At 40.7% G+C, this 13,912-nt stretch carries 11 protein-coding genes and 11 tRNA genes; 17 read left to right on the top strand and 5 right to left on the bottom strand.

Translation table 11 applies throughout. The features are described 5' to 3' along the window. Positions 1 to 61 precede the first annotated feature (61 nt). From B6K83_RS09070 to B6K83_RS09055, 4 genes are all read right to left on the bottom strand, one after another. Positions 62 to 916: a purine-nucleoside phosphorylase gene (locus tag B6K83_RS09070; protein ID WP_085284605.1), complete on the bottom strand. Its 855-nt coding sequence runs from the start codon at positions 914 to 916 to the stop codon at positions 62 to 64. A gap of 1,276 nt (positions 917 to 2,192) precedes the next feature. Continuing rightward, positions 2,193 to 2,268 (bottom strand) — tRNA-Val (locus tag B6K83_RS09065). Positions 2,269 to 2,411: 143 nt separating this feature from the next. Beyond that, positions 2,412 to 2,487 (bottom strand) — tRNA-Val (locus B6K83_RS09060). A gap of 30 nt (positions 2,488 to 2,517) precedes the next feature. Further along, positions 2,518 to 2,593 (bottom strand) — tRNA-Val (locus tag B6K83_RS09055). A gap of 274 nt (positions 2,594 to 2,867) precedes the next feature. On the opposite strand from B6K83_RS09055, the gene gltX reads away from it, so the two are divergent. Continuing rightward, positions 2,868 to 4,280, top strand: coding sequence for a glutamate--tRNA ligase (gltX, locus tag B6K83_RS09050; RefSeq protein ID WP_085284604.1), 1,413 nt, complete (start codon positions 2,868 to 2,870; stop codon positions 4,278 to 4,280). Positions 4,281 to 4,388: 108 nt separating this feature from the next. Here gltX and fabA read toward each other — a convergent pair whose 3' ends face one another. Continuing rightward, complete coding sequence (gene fabA, locus B6K83_RS09045; RefSeq protein WP_085284603.1) at positions 4,389 to 4,904, bottom strand: bifunctional 3-hydroxydecanoyl-ACP dehydratase/trans-2-decenoyl-ACP isomerase; 516 nt, start codon at positions 4,902 to 4,904, stop codon at positions 4,389 to 4,391. A 178-nt stretch (positions 4,905 to 5,082) separates the two neighbouring features. Here fabA and B6K83_RS09040 point away from each other — a divergent pair, with 178 nt between their 5' ends. The 16 genes from B6K83_RS09040 to B6K83_RS08965 all read left to right on the top strand — a co-directional run bounded on the left by B6K83_RS09040 (position 5,083) and on the right by B6K83_RS08965 (position 13,786). Next, entirely contained in the window at positions 5,083 to 5,337 is a 255-nt protein-coding gene (locus B6K83_RS09040; protein WP_085284602.1) for an anticodon-binding domain-containing protein, read from the top strand. Between the two features lie 163 nt (positions 5,338 to 5,500). Beyond that, a complete protein-coding gene (gene uvrY, locus B6K83_RS09035; RefSeq protein ID WP_085284601.1) occupies positions 5,501 to 6,145 on the top strand; it encodes a UvrY/SirA/GacA family response regulator transcription factor in 645 nt (214 codons plus the stop codon). 2 nt (positions 6,146 to 6,147) lie between these two features. Then, the gene (gene uvrC, locus B6K83_RS09030; RefSeq protein WP_085284600.1) at positions 6,148 to 8,001 is read left to right on the top strand and encodes an excinuclease ABC subunit UvrC; all 1,854 of its coding nucleotides are present in this window, start codon (positions 6,148 to 6,150) and stop codon (positions 7,999 to 8,001) included. Between the two features lie 69 nt (positions 8,002 to 8,070). Beyond that, positions 8,071 to 8,649: a CDP-diacylglycerol--glycerol-3-phosphate 3-phosphatidyltransferase gene (gene pgsA / locus B6K83_RS09025; protein ID WP_085284599.1), complete on the top strand. Its 579-nt coding sequence runs from the start codon at positions 8,071 to 8,073 to the stop codon at positions 8,647 to 8,649. A 147-nt stretch (positions 8,650 to 8,796) separates the two neighbouring features. After that, a tRNA-Gly gene (locus tag B6K83_RS09020) sits at positions 8,797 to 8,872 on the top strand. 55 nt (positions 8,873 to 8,927) lie between these two features. Beyond that, positions 8,928 to 9,001, top strand: a tRNA-Cys gene (locus tag B6K83_RS09015). A gap of 4 nt (positions 9,002 to 9,005) precedes the next feature. Next, positions 9,006 to 9,092 (top strand) — tRNA-Leu (locus B6K83_RS09010). A 69-nt stretch (positions 9,093 to 9,161) separates the two neighbouring features. Continuing rightward, positions 9,162 to 9,237: transfer RNA gene (locus B6K83_RS09005), tRNA-Gly, on the top strand. Between the two features lie 52 nt (positions 9,238 to 9,289). Next, positions 9,290 to 9,365: transfer RNA gene (locus B6K83_RS09000), tRNA-Gly, on the top strand. A 60-nt stretch (positions 9,366 to 9,425) separates the two neighbouring features. Continuing rightward, a tRNA-Leu gene (locus B6K83_RS08995) sits at positions 9,426 to 9,512 on the top strand. Positions 9,513 to 9,560: 48 nt separating this feature from the next. Next, positions 9,561 to 9,636, top strand: a tRNA-Gly gene (locus tag B6K83_RS08990). 87 nt (positions 9,637 to 9,723) lie between these two features. Further along, positions 9,724 to 9,810: transfer RNA gene (locus B6K83_RS08985), tRNA-Leu, on the top strand. Positions 9,811 to 9,926: 116 nt separating this feature from the next. Further along, positions 9,927 to 11,003: a tetratricopeptide repeat protein gene (locus B6K83_RS08980; protein WP_085284598.1), complete on the top strand. Its 1,077-nt coding sequence runs from the start codon at positions 9,927 to 9,929 to the stop codon at positions 11,001 to 11,003. Between the two features lie 259 nt (positions 11,004 to 11,262). Next, positions 11,263 to 12,576 carry an outer membrane protein transport protein gene (locus B6K83_RS08975; RefSeq protein WP_085284597.1) on the top strand — a complete coding sequence of 438 codons (1,314 nt, stop codon included), beginning with the start codon at positions 11,263 to 11,265 and terminating at the stop codon, positions 12,574 to 12,576. Positions 12,577 to 12,887: 311 nt separating this feature from the next. Continuing rightward, positions 12,888 to 13,115 carry a hypothetical protein gene (locus B6K83_RS08970; protein ID WP_085284596.1) on the top strand — a complete coding sequence of 76 codons (228 nt, stop codon included), beginning with the start codon at positions 12,888 to 12,890 and terminating at the stop codon, positions 13,113 to 13,115. Then, on the top strand, positions 13,115 to 13,786 hold the full coding sequence (locus B6K83_RS08965; protein WP_085284595.1) for a DUF2959 domain-containing protein: 672 nt from the start codon (positions 13,115 to 13,117) through the stop codon (positions 13,784 to 13,786). The genes B6K83_RS08970 and B6K83_RS08965 overlap by 1 nt, the downstream gene beginning before the upstream one ends. Positions 13,787 to 13,912: the final 126 nt, after the last annotated feature.

Below are 13,912 nucleotides of genomic sequence, written 5' to 3'. Positions count from 1 at the left end.
TCTTTACATCTTTAAAAATCATGCTTTATTCGGTTTGCTGCAACGGTTATTAACTGGCGTTTTAGCCGTATTTCAGAGTGGTTAGAAATTCAGCAAGCAAGGTGCGTAACTTCGGAACTATCTCAACAACACTTTCCCAAACTTCTTCTTCTGTAGTGATATTTGTTGAATTAACATCATGAATAGCCATATTGGTGATGGCGCTTATGGTCAAAACCTTCATGCCTGCGTTTCTCGCTACCATGACTTCGGGTACTGTCGACATGCCGACAGCGTCCGCGCCTATCATTGACAGGAAGCGTATTTCAGCAGGCGTTTCAAAACAGGGTCCGACAACAAAAGCGTAAACACCGCGATGAATCTTGATCTGATGTGTTTTGGCAATTTGCTCAGCGGTATTGATATACTCTGGATCGTAAGCTTTATTAAGTGGCGTAAACCTTGCGCCGATTTGCGGCATATGTGGTCCGCGAGTAGGGTCTAACCCCGCCATACCAACCAGATTAAAATGATCTTCAATCAGTACTAAATCAGCAACTTGATATGATTTATTGATGCCGCCAGCCGCATTAGTGATGATAAGTGTTTCTACCCCTAACTCTTTCATGACTCGAATCGGGAATGTGACTTGCTGCGGACTATAGCCTTCATAGATATGTATACGTCCTTGCATCAGAACTACTGGCACGCCAGATAGCATGCCGATACATAACTGGCCTTTATGACTGGGAGCACCGGAGACGCAAAAATGAGGGATATCGGCATAAGGAATAATAATAGCGTCTTCAACTTCTTCAGCTATTACCCCTAAACCTGATCCTAAAACCACGCCAACACTTGGTGTAATAGTAATTTTTTGTTTTATGAATGCTGCGGCTTGGCAAATGGCATCATAATCAAGTAACTTATCACTCACTCTCTTACTCCTAAATAAATAAACTCACAATTTACATCTGTAAAGCTCGTGAACTAATGTAAATGATTGCACTGTTTTGCAGTTCTTGCAACTTTTATCTGTGTTATTTAATAGCGAAAACCCAAGGCTAGTTTGCGATAGGTTACCTGAACACTGCTAATTCAAACACTTAATGACACGGCGATTTCTCGCTGATAGCAAACACAAATATGTAGCAAATTTTTTTCATGACATTGAGTCATACTATAAGCCAAGAATAGCTCTTAATAAGCAGTGTTAGCATTTAGAAATTAGATCAGGCGATAACGCATAGCAATTGCGTTTGTTCTGCTGTAAGCGCTTTTATGAAAAAAAAGGGATAGACGATACTGGGCTTGAAGTGGTGATTCGGCGCGGGTTGTAAAGAGTAGCAGGCGCTTTTAGTTTAAATAGATTATTAAAGCTATTAAAGAATTAAAGAATTAAAGAATTAAAGAATTAAAGAACTTAAGGATTTTAATAATATGGTGGATGATACTGGGCTTGAACCAGTGACCCCCGCCAAAGAACTTAAGGATTTTAATAAGATGGTGGACGATACTGGGCTTGAAGTTGTGATTAGGCGCGGGTTGTAAAGAGCAGCAGGTGCTTTTAGTTTTAAATAGATTATTAAAGCTATTAAAGAACTTAAGGATTTTAATAATATGGTGGACGATACTGGGCTTGAAGTTGTGATTCGGCGCGGGTTGTAAAGAGCAGAAGGTGCTTTTAGTTTTAAATAGATTATTAAAGCTATTAAAGAATTTAAGGATTTTAATAAGATGGTGGACGATACTGGGCTTGAACCAGTGATTCGGTGCGGGTTGTAAAGAGCAGAAGGTGCTTTTAGTTTTAATAGATTATTAAAGCTATTAAAGAATTTTAATAAGATGGTGGACGATACTGGGCTTGAAGTTGTGATTCGGCGCAGGTTGTAAAGAGTAGAAGGTGCTTTTAGTTTTAATAGATTATTAAAGCTATTAAAGAATTTTAATAAGATGGTGGACGATACTGGGCTTGAAGTTGTGATTCGGCGCGGGTTGTAAAGAGCAGAAGGTGCTTTTAGTTTAAATAGATTATTAAAGAATTAAAGAATTAAAGAATTAAAGAATTAAAGAATTAAAGAATTAAAGAATTAAAGAATTAAAGAATTAAAGAATTAAAGAATTAAAGAATTAAAGAATTAAAGAATTAAAGAATTAAAGAATTAAAGAATTAAAGAATTAAAGAATTAAAGAACTTAAGGATTTTAATAAGATGGTGGACGATACTGGGCTTGAACCAGTGACCCCCGCCTTGTAAGGGCGGTGCTCTCCCAACTGAGCTAATCGTCCATTAGAGTTTTAATTCTTTATGGCAAAGAATGGTGAACGATACTGGGCTTGAACCAGTGATTCGGCGCGGGTGGTAAAGAGTAGAAGGTGTTGACCTTATCACTTTTCCAACGCTAAATTATCTACCTCACTTACAAAATAAGTGGTGGACGATACTGGGCTTGAACCAGTGACCCCCGCCTTGTAAGGGCGGTGCTCTCCCAACTGAGCTAATCGTCCATTAGAGTTTTAATTCTTTATGGCAAAGAATGGTGGACGATACTGGGCTTGAACCAGTGACCCCCGCCTTGTAAGGGCGGTGCTCTCCCAACTGAGCTAATCGTCCTGCTCTGTGGGGGCGTATTATAGGGAGATCGAAAAAGCTGTCAACAAAAACTCAGTAATTATTTGCTATTTTTTTAACTATTTAGCTTAAGCGATGTAAATTTCAACAGACTGATGCTTTTGTGAACTCGTTTTGTTTGCTGTTATTGGTCATCTAGAGTTTTAACGTGTGAAAAGATGTATTTCCTGTGGTTGCCTGATAAAATATCGGCATCTTTTTAAACCTTGTTTAATTTGCTCAGCGTAGCAACTTTATTTATTTCATTGAGACCTTTATGACTTTAACAACTCGATTTGCTCCTAGTCCAACAGGATATTTACATGTGGGGGGTGCTCGTACGGCACTTTATAGCTGGCTTTACGCGCAAAAAAATGGTGGTGACTTTATTCTAAGAATTGAAGACACGGATATAGAGCGTTCAACCCAAGCTTCTGTTGACGCCATTATGGATGGCATGAACTGGTTAAACTTACCTTGGACTCATGGCCCTTACTATCAGACTCAACGTTTTGATCGCTATAAAGAGGCTATTGAGCAATTGCTTGCCACTGGCCATGCGTATCGTTGTTACTGCAGTGCTGAAGAAGTTGAAGCGATGCGGGCAGAAGCAAAAGCCAAAGGTGAAATAGAGAAATATAACGGCTTCTGGCGTGATCGTACCGATTACCCTGCTGACCAACCTTATGTGATCCGCTTTAAAAACCCTTTAGATGGTGAGGTGGTCATCAAGGACATGGTCAAAGGTGATATTACCATTAGCAATGAACAACTTGATGATTTAATCATTGCCCGCTCAGACGGTACGCCAACGTATAACTTAACCGTAGTGGTCGATGACTGGGATATGAAAGTCACACATGTAGTACGCGGTGATGATCATGTCAGTAATACGCCAAAACAAATCAATATCTTAAAAGCCCTAGGTGCAACTGTACCTGAATACGCGCATATTCCGATGATATTAGGTGATGACGGCAAGCGTTTATCAAAACGTCATGGCGCGGTTGGTGTCATGCAGTATCGTGATGACGGCTACTTACCCGAAGCGCTATTAAATTATTTAGTGCGTTTAGGTTGGTCACATGGTGATCAAGAGATTTTTTCTCGTGAAGAAATGATAGAACTATTTGATCTGAAAGACTGTAACCGAGCGCCATCAGGCTTTAATACCGAGAAACTTATCTGGGTGAATCAGCATTACATGAAAACGCTTGAGCCAAGCTATGTTGCCTCACACCTAGAGTGGCACATGAAAGATCAGGGCATCAACATAGCAAACGGTCCAGCGCTAGAAGAAATCGTCAAAGTGCAAGCGGATCGGGTCAAAACGTTAAAAGAAATGGCACAAATTAGCCGCTATTTTTATGAAGATTTTACCGAACTTGACGCCGGCGCCGTTAAAAAACATTTACGTCCAGTGGTTAAAGAGCCGTTACTGTTGGTTAAAGCTAAATTCGCTGCGTTAACTGATTGGTCACCAGCACCAATTCACGCTGCGATTAATGATACAGCGACAGAGCTTGAAGTAGGTATGGGCAAAGTGGGAATGCCATTGCGCGTTGCTGCTACCGGTGGTGGTAATTCGCCATCACTTGATATTACTTTAGCCTTGTTAGACCAGCAAAAAGTATTGGATAGAATTGATCAAGCGATCGAAGTCGTTGAAGCGCGTATTGCTAACAGCTAGCCTTATTCAGGACGGATCAGTCAGATAACAAAAAGCCAGCTAGTTAAGCTGGCTTTTTTATGCCCTGCATAGGATTAGTGCCTGTGACTTTAGCGATAAACTAGGCTTTTAAAATTTAGTCGTATCGGTAAACAAGCCTACCTTTAAGTCAGTTGCTGTGTAAATAACACGACCATCCACTGACACCGTACCGTCGGCAATGCCCATAAATAATTTACGTTTAATGACGCGCTTTAAGGTGATTTTGTAAGTCACTTTTTTTGCAGTAGGTAAAATTTGTCCGGTGAATTTTACTTCACCAACCCCTAACGCACGACCGTGACCAGGTCCACCAGACCAAGCCAAGTAAAAGCCCGTTAATTGCCACATGGCATCTAAACCAAGACAACCAGGCATTACTGGGTCACCTTTGAAGTGACAATCGAAAAACCAAAGGTCTGGATGGATATCAAGCTCAGCAATTATTTCACCTTTACCATGTTCGCCACCATCGCTGTTAATGCTAATTATTCTGTCCATCATTAACATATTATCAGAGGGTAACTGGCTGTTACCTGGGCCAAACATTTCACCGGTACCGGCTTTAATAAGGTCTTCTTTTGAGAACGAGTTTTTTTGTTCCATGGGGGTCACTTCTACAATAGATAATTTTCAAAGGCGCTACTTTAGCGAACACTTGTACGCTAAACAACTCCGAACAGTTAATTAAATTACCTTTTTACTTAACAAGGTGTCGTAAATCTGTAAGAATTAGTTATGCGTAACCTTCTATTTTGGTTGGCGATAATAGGGTAAGGTATTGATGAGTATAAAAAAGGCAGCATTAACTAATGCAGAGAAACAGAAACGTTATCGTGAACGACAAAAAGAGCGTGGCAAAAAAGAAATGCGTGGCTATTTATCACCTGAAGCACAAAAATGCTACGAATTAATTGCTGAACAAACAAAGTGGAATGATAGTATTATACTCAGTAATGCGGTTCGGCTAACGTATGCTGCTTATAAAAACGGCCAAGTTGGGCTATTAAATAGTTGGTTAAATAAAAACAAACTCTAGCGGTAGGCGCTTTGTTGAAAATAGACGTATAATAAATGCGTAAACAGGTGTTAAAGCGAGAATTTAGTTTGAGTTACTTTACATTTCACTATATTCTTTTTAGCCTGATTGCTATGTGTTTTATTACATAGTTTTTATCAAATAATTATAAGGTAAAGCAACGTTGATAAATGTTTTGTTAGTAGATGACCACGAATTGGTTCGGACGGGAATACGCAAAATCTTAGACGAAGTCAAAGGACTTAAGGTGATTGGTGAAGCCAAAACAGGCGAGGAAGCCGTACAATTTTGTCGTAAAGTCGAACCTAATGTTGTTTTAATGGACATGAACATGCCAGGTATTGGCGGCCTGGAGGCAACGAAAAAAATTATTCGCTATGCGCCTGATGTCAAAGTAATAGTGCTAACAGTTTATTGTGAAGATCCGATCCCAACCAAGGTTATGCAAATAGGGGCTGCGGGATACTTAACTAAAGGTACTGCCCCAAATGAAATGATCCACGCTATTCGTGCTGTTAATAGTGGTCAACGTTACATTACTCCTGAAATAGCGCAACAAATGGCGCTAAGCCAATTTAAAACTGCCGATGAAAACCCGTTTAACAGTTTATCTGAACGCGAGCTACAAATTATGCTGATGATCACACGCGGCGAAAAGGTGCCAGATATTTCTGAGCAATTAATTCTCAGCACAAAAACTATTAATAGCTATCGGTATCGTATGTTTGAAAAGCTCAATGTCGGTAATGATGTAGAGTTAACCCACTTGGCGATTCGCCATGGTATGTTGAAAACTGAAGTTTTGTAGTCTTGTCTGAAAAAGTATCCTCAAACCAGTGCAATACCTTTGATCATCAAGCGTTTTTAGCCGCAGTTTCTGAACAAGCAGGTGTCTATCGTATGTACGATAACGCTCAGGTTGTGATTTATGTCGGTAAAGCGAAACACTTAAAAAAACGCTTGGCAAGTTATTTTCGCAAAGATGTCGGTAGTACAAAAACTCAAGCACTGGTAAAACAAATTGCCGCGATAGACGTCACTGTTACCCATACCGAGGGTGAAGCGCTGATCCTTGAAAACAACTATATTAAAAAGTACCAGCCTAAATACAATATTTTACTGCGTGATGATAAATCATACCCTTATTTACTGATCACCGCCCATAAGCACCCTAAGCTTGGTATGCACCGTGGCGGTAAAAAAGTTAAAGGTGAATACTTCGGGCCGTACCCTACGGTTGGAGCTGTGTGGGAGAGCTTGCGCTTGATGCAAAAAATTTTCCCACTAAGACAATGTGAAGATAGCTATTATCGCGCGCGCAGTCGGCCGTGTTTACAATATCAACTTGGTCGATGTGCTGCGCCATGCGTTGATAAAATATCGGTAGCGGCCTATCAAAAGCAAGTGCAGTTAGCGAAGTTATTTCTTAAAGGCAAAAGCTCAAAAGTGATTGAGCAACTGGTGGCAAATATGGAAGATGCCAGCAAAGCGTTAGACTTTGAACAAGCAGCGAAATATCGCGATCAAATTGCCACACTGCGAAAAGTACAACAACAGCAACATGTCAGTGGTAGCGCTGCTGAAATGGATGTTATCGGTCTACATCGACATAAATCCCAAGCTTGTATTCACTTGTTATTTATCAGGGAGCAAAAAATCCTCGGCAGTAAAAGCTATTTCCCCACTGTACCTGTCGGTACCAGCGATAGTGAAATTATTGCCGCGTTTATTAGCCAACATTATATTGGTAATGAATTGAATTTAGGTGCAATTCCAAAAGAAATTGTTATTCCGCAAGCGATAGAAAGTCAACAAGATATCGTTCAGGTGCTGTCTGCACAAGCAGAGCGAGAGGTTAAACTTGCCCATAATGTTCGTACTGAGCGCGCGCAATATTTAAAGCTTGCCTGTACAAACGCCGCCACCGCATTATTAAGTAGGAACTCCCATAAAGAGTCGATGCAGGCAAGATTTTTAGCGCTGAATGAGGTATTTGAGTTACCTAATGGCATTACACGCATTGAATGTTTTGATATCAGCCATACCATGGGCCAACAAACGGTGGCCTCTAATGTAGTGTTTGATCTAGATGGGCCGTTAAAAAGTGATTATCGTCGCTATAACGTACATGGCATTACGCCTGGTGATGATTACGCCGCCATGGCCTTTGCTTTGGATAAGCGGTACAGCAAAGTGACCAGCGAAGAAAAAATGCCTGACATTATTTTTATTGATGGTGGAAAAGGGCAACTGTCTAAAGCAGAAGCGTTTTTTTCTACTATTGAGCATGTTAAAACGCCTTTGCTGGTGGGCGTTGCAAAAGGGGAGTCGCGAAAGCCTGGTTTAGAAACCCTCATTCTAGCCGGTAGTCATCAACTAATCTCTTTGCCCGCGACATCGCCGGCATTACATCTAGTACAGCATATTCGTGATGAGTCGCATCGTTTTGCTATTGCTGGGCACAGGGCAAAGCGGCAAAAAGCCAGTAAAAAATCAACCTTAGAGTCGATTCCAGGTATTGGAGCGAAAAAAAGGCAGGCATTATTACAATATTTAGGCGGTTTACAAGAAGTGTTGAAAGCAGATAAAGCGACCTTAGAAAAAGTACCAGGTATCAGTAAACTCCTAGCGAAAAATATTTATGATGCCTTGCATGACAATTAACCTGCAATCTGTGTAAAATGGCAGTCACTTAAGCGCAACACCTGTGTAAACAAAGAGTATTAATCACCTATGTGGACAATTCCCAACCAAATAACACTATTTAGAATTTTATTAATCCCCATTTTTATCGCGGTGTTTTATTTACCAGTATCTTGGAATCATTTTGGTGCCTTTGTGGTGTTTTGGTTTGCGGCAGTCAGCGATGCATTAGATGGTTATTTAGCGCGTCGCTTAAACCAGTCATCAGCCTTTGGCGCTTTTATTGATCCAGTAGCCGATAAGCTTATGGTGGTTGCTGCTTTAGTGATATTAATTCACGATTTACAAGTGTGGTGGATATCGGTATCAGCAATTTTAATGATTTCGCGAGAAATTTTTATCAGTGCTTTGCGAGAATTTATGTCATCACGCGGCCTAAGAGAGACCATTGCAGTATCACAAATGGGTAAATATAAAACTGCCGCGCAAATGTTAGGGATTATGGGGTTAATTTGGTATCCCAACTATGATATCCCATTAATTCTTTTTGAATTTCCACATCAGATATTAATATTTGCTGCCTATAGCTTTTATGCGATAGCGACAGTGTTGACATTTTGGTCTATGGTGATTTATTTCAAAGCGGCATGGCCTGAGTTAACCAAGTAATATCGAGCGCTAAGTACTAAATTTAGTTAAAAAAACACCATATTAGTCGCTTTTTGAGCAGTCAAAATAAAATTGATATTTAAGGGTTGACTCATCCGTTTTTCAATGTAGAATGCGTTCCCAGTTGACAGGGAGTCAACAGATGAAGCGGCTGTAGCTCAGTTGGTAGAGCATCACGTTGCCAACGTGAATGTCACGAGTTCGAGTCTCGTTAGCCGCTCCAATTTCTTTTAAAGAAAATTCTAAGGAATACTACCTTACTCGTAGTTGATGAAAACGGCGGGTTGGCAGAGTGGCTATGCAGCGGATTGCAAATCCGTGGACCTCGGTTCGACTCCGGGACCCGCCTCCATTTTGCCCGGGTGGTGGAATTGGTAGACACAAGGGATTTAAAATCCCTCGCTGGTAACAGCGTGCCGGTTCAAGTCCGGCCCCGGGTACCATTTCATCGACGTAAGTAGGGCAGTTAATACATAGTGGCATATGTATGGAATTGATTTGTAAATTATGAAGCGGCTGTAGCTCAGCTGGTAGAGCATCACGTTGCCAACGTGAATGTCACGAGTTCGAGTCTCGTCAGCCGCTCCAAATTACAAACCAGATAACATTAATGATTAAAGATAGTCATTAATGTAATGAAGCGGCTGTAGCTCAGCTGGTAGAGCATCACGTTGCCAACGTGAATGTCACGAGTTCGAGTCTCGTCAGCCGCTCCAAATTTGATAGGAAAACTATCGAGTAGTGCACCAATCACTACGTTAAAAATACTTCTCGTTGCCCGGGTGGTGGAATTGGTAGACACAAGGGATTTAAAATCCCTCGCTGGTAACAGCGTGCCGGTTCAAGTCCGGCCCCGGGTACCATACTGATTAATATGTTATCAATCAGTGTCAGTATTTAACTCTTTCGAAGCGGCTGTAGCTCAGTTGGTAGAGCATCACGTTGCCAACGTGAATGTCACGAGTTCGAGTCTCGTTAGCCGCTCCAATCTCTATTTAGACTTTAACTAAGTTGTTTTAACTTAAATAAAAGTCTCGTAATGACCAAGATTACGTTAAAAAATTACCTCTCGTTGCCCGGGTGGTGGAATTGGTAGACACAAGGGATTTAAAATCCCTCGCTGGTAACAGCGTGCCGGTTCAAGTCCGGCCCCGGGTACCATTTTTTAGCAATAGAAAAAATACCTTTGTTTTTCATCCCATACCCCGTTATGCTGTATTCTAAATTGGATAGCGAGCAGTGGTATTAGTATCTTGAAAAAACAGTTGTGTATTTTAATGTTGATACTATCCGTTGTCGGGTCTTGTCCAGCTCAGTCATTACAAGTAAACTCATTAATCAACTTATCCGAAATCGCTCCTAAACGCGCCTTAGCAGAGATTGAGCAGCAGTTAGCACAACCCGAGATAACTAACAGCGAGCGAGCAATGTTAACGAGCTTAAAGGCCGACACTGCTTATTACCTTGATCAACCTGATCTTATATTAGCAGCGGCAAAATTTGCCTTAGCCAGTAACCTTTTAAATCCTCGTTGGCAAGTAAAGACGTTAATTACCATGGCACGCGGCTATGAGCAAATGAAAGACTATAAGCAGTATTTAGCGACTGCTGAAGATGCGGTGCGCAAAAGCGATCAATTTGACTTAAAAATATTAAAAGCAGCGGCGTTGATTGAAAGAGCAACGGCAATTGCATTATTTGATGATTTTGAAAAAAGTAGCGCTGATTTAGCATTGGCCAACCGATACCTGATGGCATTACCTGATAACTTTACCAAGGGCGTTATGCAAGAGCGTTACACAGGTGCTTTGCGATTATTATCGCGATTTGAAGATGCTATTGCCTCACAACAAAAATCAATTAATATTTTTCAGCAAACCCAAAGCGTTCATTTTTTATCGATTTCACATTATAATTTAGGCCGTGTTTATGAATCTATCGGTGACGTAAAAAGTGCTATTAAACAGATGGAGCGCTCTTACCAGTTAGCGCAAGAAGATAATAATAAGCTAAATCAGGCGTTTTCTTTGTCGCGATTAGCATCATACCAATTTAAGTTAAATCAAACCGTTGAAGCAAAAAACACACTCAACAAAGCGATTCAAGTGGCAGATGAAAGCCCTTCGTTTAAGGTGCAGTTTCTCGCACGCAAAGATTTAGCCGTGTTAACGTGTAGCAACAATGTAAATCTAGCTTGTCAAGAAGCGCTAACTCATGCTATTAGCTTTGCCGAAAAGTATCGTATGTCAGTTGATAGATCAGAGTTAATGCAAAAATTAGCGAACGTTTATTTTCAAAACACACAATATCAATTGGCGTATCAAACCTTAAAGCAAGCTATTGCTTTAAGGTGAGAAAAGTAGCCAGTAGCCATACTGATTTACTAAAACCACAAAACTCACGCGATACGTTATGCTTTTTAGATAAACATTCAGTCTATTAGTTAGCATAACTTTTGTACAAATCATTACAAATCATTACAATTCATTACAAGTGTTTGATTGTTATCACGTATAATTTGGCCTGTTTTTTATGGTGCTAGATACTGAGCCGTTGTAATCACGCTCATATTGTTCGTATCAACATTTTCCTAATTACCGTGAGCAAACCTTCATGTTTCGAAAATCTCTTATTTTTACGTCGTTAGCGTTATCCGCGCTTAATAGTCAAGCTGCTTCTTTTCAACTTAATGAAACCAGTGCTTCAGGTTTAGGGCGGGCTTTTGCCGGTGATGCGGTTATTGCCGATGATGCTGCGGTAATAGCGCGTAACCCTGCGGCGTTGGCATTGTTTAAACAAGCAACTTTGTCGGTGGCGGCAACTTATATTGATCCTGGAGTTGATGTTCAAGGTGTCGCTGCGCCAGATCTACTTGGTGCAGGTTATGATGTGAGTCAACAGCAACAAAATAATGTTGTGCCGGCGGCCGTTATTCCCGCACTATATTTTGTTCGCCCAGTGAATGATATTTTTGCTTATGGAATAGGTGTCAATGCCAATTTCGGTCTTAAAAGTGAGTTTGCTCAAGACTATAGCGCTGGCTCCATTGGTGGTAAAACAGATTTAAAAACTATTAATGCCAATGTTAGTGGTTCATATCGGGTAAACGAAAATTTAAGTTTAGGTTTAGGGTTAAACCTAGTTTATGGTGAAGCGGAGCTCATTAGACACGCAGGGCATGTCTTAGCAAATGGGATCACGGTTCCTGGACTTGGTACTGTGGCTGCACCTATTCCTAGCCGCACTGAAATTGTCAATATGGCAGGCGATGATGTTGGTTTTGGTTGGCAAATAGGGCTAAATTATGAGTTAAATGACAGTCACCGCTTTGCCATTAGTTATCGCAGTGCTGTAGAGCTGGCATTTTCTGGTGAGTTTTCAGGATTAGCGACCGTCCCGCAAGCGGCTAATTTAAGCATTGACCTACCAGCAGTAGCTGAGTTCTCAGGCTTTCATCAGTTAAATGCAAAATGGTCAACCCATTACAGTGTTATGTTCACTCAATGGTCGAGTTTCGAGAAGCTAGAAGCTTATATAGGTGATGACCTTGCTTTTGAAAAAGTTGAAAATTTTGAAGATACTTACCGTTTTGCATTAGGTGCAAGTTATGACCTTAATCAGGACTTAACCTTAAGATTTGGTTTGGCGTATGATCAATCAGCGGCGCAAGACTACCGCTCAATTTCCATACCCGATAGCGATCGTTTATGGTATAGCGCAGGCGTTAACTATCAACTTAGCGCTAACGATAGCATAGACTTTGCCCTTACTTATATTAATGGCGATAGCGTGTTAGTTAAAGAAGAAGATGCGCTATTAGCGGGCTTGCCTGAGTCGTTAGACGCTGTTGTCGGTAACAAAGACTGGCACTTTAGCTCGGAAGGTAATGCGTGGTTATTGGCGCTACAGTATAATAAAAGTTTTTAAGACTTTTACCGTTATTAATTACCTTAGTCCAGATTAAGTATCGATTAATATTATAGTTATGCATTGATGTAAGCCATGCCGATAGGGCATGGCTTTTTATTATCAATATAAACCTACCACACCTTGTTTCCAATGCTGTATGCACGAATGAGCGTTTATTGTGAGCCGAGTTAGTGCTATTTGCTGATAAGTAAAGCCTAAATAGAATGATAGCAACCCATAAACAATCACTTAGCCGGCGAGGTAATGCTATACTTTTCACCATAAATCGATATATTAATAACAAGTATGTAACATTTAGGAGAGTTTTTATGGCGCAGCAAGGTTCGGGTGGTAATGTTTTAGCGGCAATCTGTAGCTTTTTTATTCCCGGTTTAGGGCAGTTAGTGCAAGGGCGGATTGTTCCAGCATTGTTATTTTTTGTTTTTGCGAGCATTTTTTGGGGTCTGTCTTGGTTAGTGTTTCCCATCGCTTTTGCCGCCATTACTCACTTGTGGGCGATTATTGATGCCGCTAAATTTTCCAACGGGCGTGGCTAATGGTTATCATCACACAATTTTGTCGCCGCTTTGCTAAAGCCTCATGGTTACTAGCGACACTGCTGCTGTTATCGGGTTGCCAGTCTGCATATTACTCGGCGATGGAGAAAGTTGGCGTTCATAAGCGCGATATTATGCTTGATCGGGTTGAAGATGCACAAAATGCACAAGAAGATGCACAGCAACAGTTTAAATCGGCATTAGATCAGCTTTCACAAATGATAAACTATGATGGTGGCGATTTAGCGACACAATATGAATTGGTTAACGACCAATATGAAGCGAGTAAAGCAGCTGCTGAAGAAGTTTCAGGCCGAATCGCTGCTATTGAAGACGTTGCCGATGCACTTTTTGAAGAGTGGAGTGATGAAATAGAACAATACGCCAGCAACAATTTACGTTTGCAAAGTCAGCAAAAGCTACGCACGACCCAACGCAAATATGAAGGGTTAATTAAAGCGATGCACAGAGCCAAGGATCGCATGGCGCCCGTTTTATCTGCATTAAAAGATAATAGCTTATACCTTAAGCACAATTTGAATGCACGAGCAATTGGCGCGTTGCAAGGGGAATACAACACCATTAAACGTGACGTTGAATTATTGGTTGCAGAAATGAATAAATCAATAGCGCAATCACAAGAGTTTATTGACTTGTTACAGCCAGAATAACAGGTTAAGCTTTAAATATACGGACGCTAACATGTTTTATGTTAGCGTCCTTTTTTGTCTTATTTATGATCGCCTAGCGAAAGTGTCATAACTTTAGGCAAGGCGTTGTTACTTCATTATAGGGAT

This window comes from Colwellia chukchiensis (genome assembly GCF_002104455.1).
Taxonomy (GTDB): Bacteria; Pseudomonadota; Gammaproteobacteria; order Enterobacterales; family Alteromonadaceae; genus Cognaticolwellia; species Cognaticolwellia chukchiensis.
Note: the sequence above shows the minus strand (reverse complement) of the source record. Positions and strands in the feature narration are given on the sequence as shown.